The organism is Vibrio sp. 10N.222.52.C12, from assembly GCF_041474215.1.
GTDB lineage: Bacteria > Pseudomonadota > Gammaproteobacteria > Enterobacterales > Vibrionaceae > Vibrio > Vibrio crassostreae_C.
This window is the reverse complement of the sequence record NZ_JBFRTR010000089.1, coordinates 1-7,209: the sequence shown is the minus strand read 5'-3', so window position 1 is coordinate 7,209 and position 7,209 is coordinate 1. Positions and strand designations below refer to the sequence as shown.

General features: G+C 43.4%; 5 protein-coding genes and 1 pseudogene. 5 read left to right on the top strand and 1 reads right to left on the bottom strand.

Translation table 11 applies throughout. The features are described from left to right. The 3 genes and pseudogenes from AB4623_RS16365 to AB4623_RS16355 all read left to right on the top strand — a co-directional run. Window positions 1–444, top strand: a pseudogene (locus tag AB4623_RS16365) (transcriptional regulator); the annotation flags it as partial. Then, entirely contained in the window at window positions 441–902 is a 462-nt protein-coding gene (locus tag AB4623_RS16360; protein WP_017059728.1) for a hypothetical protein, read from the top strand. The pseudogene AB4623_RS16365 and the gene AB4623_RS16360, both read left to right, overlap by 4 nt. Before the next feature lie 560 nt (window positions 903–1,462). Next, window positions 1,463–2,938, top strand: a complete 1,476-nt coding sequence (locus tag AB4623_RS16355) for an aerolysin family beta-barrel pore-forming toxin (protein WP_017069347.1) — start codon at window positions 1,463–1,465, stop codon at window positions 2,936–2,938. Between the two features lie 106 nt (window positions 2,939–3,044). Here the strand turns inward: AB4623_RS16355 and AB4623_RS16350 are convergent, their stop codons facing one another. After that, window positions 3,045–3,680, bottom strand: a complete 636-nt coding sequence (locus tag AB4623_RS16350) for a LysE family translocator (protein WP_017058961.1) — start codon at window positions 3,678–3,680, stop codon at window positions 3,045–3,047. A gap of 296 nt (window positions 3,681–3,976) precedes the next feature. On the opposite strand from AB4623_RS16350, the gene AB4623_RS16345 reads away from it, so the two are divergent. Both AB4623_RS16345 and AB4623_RS16340 read left to right on the top strand, forming a co-directional pair. Then, on the top strand, window positions 3,977–5,449 hold the full coding sequence (locus AB4623_RS16345) for a carboxypeptidase M32 (protein ID WP_372146866.1): 1,473 nt from the start codon (window positions 3,977–3,979) through the stop codon (window positions 5,447–5,449). A 330-nt stretch (window positions 5,450–5,779) separates the two neighbouring features. Continuing rightward, window positions 5,780–6,691, top strand: a complete 912-nt coding sequence (locus tag AB4623_RS16340) for a LysR family transcriptional regulator (protein WP_017069525.1) — start codon at window positions 5,780–5,782, stop codon at window positions 6,689–6,691. Window positions 6,692–7,209 lie beyond the last annotated feature (518 nt).

The window sequence follows — 7,209 nt, the reverse complement described above, 5'->3', positions numbered from 1 at the left end:
GCTATCGGTACAGCTGTTGCAGTCGAACCTAAGCCTAACCCTAAACAAAGTTCGTCGGCTTACTTTCCCACTGCTGAAAACCGAAACAAGTTGTGCTACTTCACCACTGGCTGCTTACTGTTGGCATCAGCGTTATTGGCTTTTGCTAAGGTTAATGAGAGAAACCTCAGCGATATCAACCCCGTTAACCGGCTCAGCGAGCAATGGATAGGTCAAATACAAGTTTTCCAAGCCCCTGAAATGGCGATGACGCCAGAGCTAGAAAGCATTCTCTATCAGTATCAATGTGATTGCGTGGCGTACATTAGCGAAGAAGCGGAATATTCTGAGCTCTCTATTCTGAACAAAGCCACACGCCAGTCCGTCAACATCTTTTACACGCCAACCCAACTAGATCAAGCCAGTACCGAACTGGCCCTATTCCTAGAAAGAGGTCAATTATGATGCCAATCGTTGCGCTCATTTCTGCATTCGTTTTATTGGTTGGCATATGGAGTATCCCTTCGCCCCAACCAAAAGAAGAGCATCGCTACCAACATAGCGTGGTGGACCTGATAGTGAATGACAATGTATTACGTACCGACGGATTAACGAAAATAAGTAACAACAAGGTGCTGCACCTGATGTCCGTTCAAGACGACAACATGCCCGACCCACTTGTTCTGCGATTCAGAGGAACAGCCCGTCCTTCTCAATCACTTTTCTTTTCTATTTCTGGCACCATTGACTTAGTCTCTGTGCAAAAAATAAATAAAACAATGAATGACAGCCGATTGGCGCCTTACCTGTTAATCAACAATGACCCATTAACGGTAAAGATTGATATCTTAAGTTCGAATGATTTATTTGCCATCATTAAAACGTGTAATACAGGCCGAACGCAACTTCTGGCCAAACGATAATTAGAGATAGTTTAACCACTAGCAAAAAGTGCCCTATTATCAAGTAGCAAGCTTTTCCGATATTACACATAAAAAACGGATGGTTATTTTCATTATTTTATTAGTAATACAATTATTACAGTCTTCCTTACTTTAAGTGTTTGCATTTTAAAACCGATAGCAAAGCAAAGTATTCAAGTTAGATTTTTACTCTTTGTCACTCACTACCTGCCCACCTTAAAACTACGAGTATTGTGAATGGTTATACCTGTTCTTCTAATTAACCATTCATACAAACGCCAAAAATAACGTCAAATAATTTTGACGTCTAAGCCCGAATAATGGGCCTTCATTTTTCTAAAAACGGTTTGAGCCCCATCAAACAATTTACGTTCAGTTGCATACTCTTTCACCGTAAAAACACTAATGACAATACAAGCCATTGAATTAACTGGGTAATTTAATTCAACCCTTTTCAGTATCTATCTATTTATCAACATGAAAAAGTGAACTTGTCTTGTTAACTGCACGGCACACAAAACATTATCAAAATAGAAAAATTACAAATGAGGGAATTGTTAATGATCACAGTAAACAGAAGTCTCTTAGCAACCGCAGTGTTGTCTGTTCTATCAACCGGTGTAAATGCGAAGATTTACCCAGACCAAATAGTGTTTGACCAACTTGGTGAAGATGTCTGTCGCTCTGGTTATCGTCCTATAGACCGTTATGAAGCAGAAGAGCAGAAGAGTACTTTGGTCGCTCGCATGGGCACTTGGCAGATCACCGGGTTAAAAGGAAACTGGGTAATCATGGGGCCGGGTTATCATGGCGAAATTAAGCAATCAAGCAGTGGGTCAACGTTCTGTTACCCAAACAACGACCAATCTGAAATCCCTAACTATTCCGCCAAATCGGTTCAGGAAGGCAGCGAAATCGATGTTCAGTATGAATTAGTGAACAACCGTAACGACTTTGTACGCCCATTAAGCTACTTAGCCCACAACCTAGGTTACGCTTGGGTTGGCGGTAATAACAGTCAGTACGTGGGCGAAGACATGACGATAAAGCGCTCTGGCAACAGTTGGGTAATACAAGGAAATAACAATGGCTCTTGTAGCGGCTATCGCTGTGATGAAAAAACCAAAATCACCGTCGACAATTTTGCCTACACCGTTAACGACGACAACTTTTGGCATGGTGATGTTGTCGAGTCGGATCGTGAACTAGTGAAAACGGTTTACGCGACGGCAAGAAACAACAGCAACATCGCGCAACAAGTGGTGGTAGACCTAAAAGTAGACGAATCAACAAACTGGTCGAAAACGAACAGCTACGGATTCTCACAGAGCGTTCAAACAGAGAACACCTTCAAGTGGCCTTTGGTTGGCGAAACTAAGCTCACCGTTAAGTTCGAGGCTAACCAAAGCTTCGCTGAAACAAATGGCAACTCCACTAGCGAACAAGTAACACTTCAAGCTCGTCCTATGGTTCCTGCGAATTCGGAGCTACCGATTCGAGTTGAGCTGTATCGTTCAAGCATCTCTTACCCGTACCGATTCAACGCCGATATTAGCTACGATGTTGAATTCAACGGCTTCCTTCGTTGGGGTGGCAACGCATGGCATACCCATCCAGATAACCGTCCATACAAGGCTCATACCTTCACTATGGGCCGTGGCAGCAGTGAATCTGCCGACATTCGCTACCAATGGGATCACCGTTACATCCCAGGTGAAACTAAATGGTGGGATTGGGGCTGGGCGATTAAAGAAGCTGGCTTATCAAGCATGCAATACGCGACTGGCGGAAGCTTACGCCCCTTCCACTCTTACGTGTCTGGAGATTTCTACGCTGAATCTCAATTTGCAGGTACTATCGAAATTGGACAAGCAACACCAATTACTAACAATCTACGCAGCAAAAGAAGTACTGATTCCGTCAACGAATCTACTGAGCGCATTGGCGACATCGAAGTTACCACCAACTTTAACGCCGATGAGTTGAGTGACTTAGGTTTCGAAGGTGCTGAGATGAACATTAGCGTCGTTGAATAACTGCGCTGTAGAATAAGATCGGTACAAAGATCTACCAGTAATAAAGCACAAAGCCCACGACACATCGTGGGCTTTCATATATTCATGTTCAACTGAAAACGGTGAACTACACAGGCTCTTCCATCAGAAGCTTAACACCCAGCCCAACCAGCACCATGCCCGTCACGCCTTCCATCCACTTCATAAAACTCGCGTTTTTGAGCAAATTTTTAGCCGAGTTAAGCGCGCCAGCCAAACCACATTGCCATACCATCGCAATCATAAAGTGTACCGAAGCCATCAACATAGATTGCAATAAAGGCGAACCTTCAGGGTTTACAAATTGAGGTAAAAAGGCCAGATAGAAAACTGCTGTTTTTGGGTTAAGAACGTTAGACAGAAAGCCTTCACGCAAAGAACGCTTTGCACTGTAAGCCTGCTGAGCTTGTTCTCCGACCTTCAAACCGCCACCGTTTTTCATCAACGCTCGCAAACTGCTTAAGCCAAGCCAGATGAGGTAAACCGCACCTACCATCTTAACGGCTTGAAAGAGTTCAGCGGATTGGGCGAGGATTGCAGATATACCCACAGCAGAGAAAAACGCGTGTACATACAAGCCGCTACAAATACCAAAGCTCGTCATACAACCGTCAGCTAAGCCAGAGCGGCTAGTATTGCGAATCACCAAAGCCGTATCTAAGCCCGGCGTTAGCGTTAAAATAGTGATGGCAATTAGAAATGCCTCAAAGTTCAAAATATCCATATCATTGTCATTTTTGTTCAGCGATCTATCATCAATACCGTGTATCTGAACAATTCGCAAGCAACAATTGCCACCAGCTATACAACTCACTGATTTTGTGCACAATAGAACAGTTTGATTTGTTAAGAAATAGTAAATTCAAGGCATCGTACCGCCTCATGCTTTTCTCGCTATATCTTCGACTGCGAAGGTCAGCGTCATTAAAAAGCAAAGCCATAATCAAAGTACACGAGATGAACCTTAACGCTGACGCAGCCCTAAGGATCATTTAAAGAAACCAAATTAAGAGTAGTCAAATGAGCGCATTCAAAAAACTAGTCGAACACTCTCAAAAATGTTCACGCTTTCAACACCTAGCTTCTATTTGTGGTTGGGACCAAGCTTCAATGATGCCAGCAGGTGGTAACCAAGCTCGTAGTGAAGCGATGGCCGAGCTTTCTGTTCATATTCACGGCTTAATGACTCAACCACAGCTTGGCAATTGGATTGCAGACGCTGAAAATGAAGCGCTGAACACTGAGCAACAATCGTCACTTCGTGAAATAAAACGCCAGTGGCAACAAGCAAACCTACTTCCAGAAAAACTGGTTGAAGCGAAATCTCTATCGGGTTCAAAATGTGAACATGCGTGGCGTAGCCAACGCGGTAACAACGACTGGGTTGGATTCGAAAAGAACTGGCGTGAAGTGGTTGAGCTTTCTCGTGAAGAAGCGCAGATTCGCGCAGACGCAGCCAATCTAACGCCTTATGATGCGATGCTGGATATTTATGAACCGGGCACCAGCTCTACTTCACTTGATACCCTATTTGCAGACGTTAAAACTTGGCTTCCAGGTTTAATTGATGAAGTGATCGAAAAACAATCGAGCGAGCAATTTAACGCACCATCAGGTATCTATTCGACCGAGAAACAGAAAGCACTGGGTTTAGAAGTCATGAAGCTGCTTCAGTTCGATTTTGAACACGGCCGATTGGATGAAAGTGTTCACCCATTCTGTGGCGGCGTCCCTTCAGACGTGCGTATCACAACACGCTATGACGAAGCGGAATTCGTTCAAAGCTTAATGGGTATTGTGCATGAAACAGGCCACGCACGTTACGAACAAGGCTTACCAAAACACCTAGCAGGACAACCAGCGGGGGAAGCTCGTTCTATGGGCATTCATGAATCTCAATCTTTATTCTTCGAGATGCAAGTCGGCCGCAGCGACCCGTTCATTGGACACTTAGCGAACTTGGCTGGTCAGCAATTCTCAGGCTCAGAATTTGAGAAAGAAAACTTCCAGAAGATCTACACGCGCGTGAAGAAAGACTTCATCCGTGTCGATGCTGATGAACTCACCTACCCTGCACACGTTATCCTGCGTTACGAGATTGAGCGTGACTTGATCAACGGCAAGATCAAACACACTGACGTGCCAGAGTTATGGAATACCAAGATGCAGTCTTACCTTGGTTTAAGCACTCAAGGTAACTTCACTAACGGCTGTATGCAAGACATCCACTGGACAGACGGCGCATTTGGTTACTTCCCATCGTACACATTAGGTGCGATGTACGCGGCGCAGTTCATGGCTTCAATGAAGAAAACGGTAGATATAAACTCTGTGATTGAAAGCGGTGACCTATCCCCTATCTTCACTTGGTTAGAATCAAACATTTGGAGCAAAGGCAGCCTGCTGACCACTGATGACTTGGTGAAAGGTGCAACGGGCGAAACCTTGAATGCGCAATACTTCAAAGACCATTTGAGAAGTCGTTATCTGTAGATAAAACGCCCAACCACATTGAAGGTTTCTACTTGCAGAGCTTGCTGTGTAAGTAGAACCAAGCTGAAAAAAGCATAGTACAAGTATTGTAAGTCAAAAGTCACAATTATGGCTGAAGGGTAGCTTTGGTTCTAACTAGAAAAGGGGCACTTCTGAGTTACGAAGTGCCATCTGTGAAGGTTCTGGACATTTCCGAGTTGCGTTTTATCTAATTTAGTAAGTCATGAATTAACAGAAGTAGGGCAACTCGCTTAGTCGAATGTCCAGTATCACTGGTGCAGATCAGTTATCATATTTTAAGTAAATCACTCTAGAAAGGAAGCGAAACCTATGAATTTTAGTTTTGAACAACTTCTCGCGTTCGTGACCGTTTATGAACAACTCTCGTTTAGCAAAGCCGCGGTCAAACTCAATAAGCACCGAACTACGATAGGGCAGGTGATTACCAACCTTGAAGACCAACTAGCGGTCAGTTTGTTTGAACGAGTGGGGCGTTCGGTAGAGCCAACTGAAGATGGTCACCTTCTTTATCACAATGCTAAATTAACCATCGAGCAAGCGCGTACTTTCGATAAATTGGCGCTAAGCCTCTCTTATGGTGGATTAGAAAGCGTCAACATCGCTTATTCTAGTGTGATTCCTCATCGCGCTTTGGTTGAAATCCGCCAGCAATTTCTTCGCGATTTTCCGCTAATGCGCGTGAACTTTTTTGTTAGGAATAAACAGGATATCAAAAGAGGCATAGATAGTGGCGAATACCATTTTGGTATCGTCAATGTGCATGACCGTCAGGCGATGTATAGCTTTGATGCTACTTTCCTTGGGCATTTCGAATTTCTCCCTTTTGTTCAAAAAGGTGGAGATCTATCTAGGTTGGAGAAAAGTGCAGTCTTGGTGGCTCTGAAAAACAGCAAACAATTTGTCTTACGATCTTTTATTGAAGAAGGTATGTCAGAGAAGATTATTTACAGCTCAGACAATGAAGCAATCGATCAACTTGCCCTAGTGATAAAGATGGTCGAAGCGGGGTTGGGTTGGGCGTTACTGCCTAAAACCTTTGCTAATACTGAGTTTGCCAATCATGCTATTGAGCCAGTTGAAGCCGATGAGATGCTAGAGGGCTTCAAGTTTGGCTTCGCGCTTTGGTGTCCACATTCCAAACAAATTGTTGATATTAAAAAGTCGTTAATCACCGTGATAAACAATTATCGCAAGCGATTTGAAGATGGTCTCCGTCGTTAACTCATAGACTCATCCAATTTTTTAACAAGGTTCAATTAGAGCCTTGTTTTCGTTTCAGTTAACTTTAAGTTCGAGTTTTGATGGATTACACCCTTTATATAGGAGTGTGAGGTATCAAGCTGACTATCTCTTCAGTCATGTCACTTTCCCTGTACCTTTAAATAATATAAAAGATATCATACAGTTTGTTGTGATTTTACCCCCAGCCCGTGAAGATAAAGTGACTAAATGGTTGATGTGATACATAGCAATTGTTCACAACTAAAGTTCATAAGGATGGATGACTTTTAGTAGGGAAAATGTTCGCATCCTAAACGATGTAGAGTATTCAATCTAAGTGATTTTGGGGCAGATCTGAGCTAGCAGGCACTTTGCAAGAAAAGCGCCACGAGTAAAACTTCAGGCTTATGAAGCCTCTGGACATTTCCGTTTTAGCAAGATTGCCAATTAAGCAAAGCATGAATTAAAAGGATAGAAAAAGTCGCTTACGTGATTGTCAGGGATCATTAGACCACTAC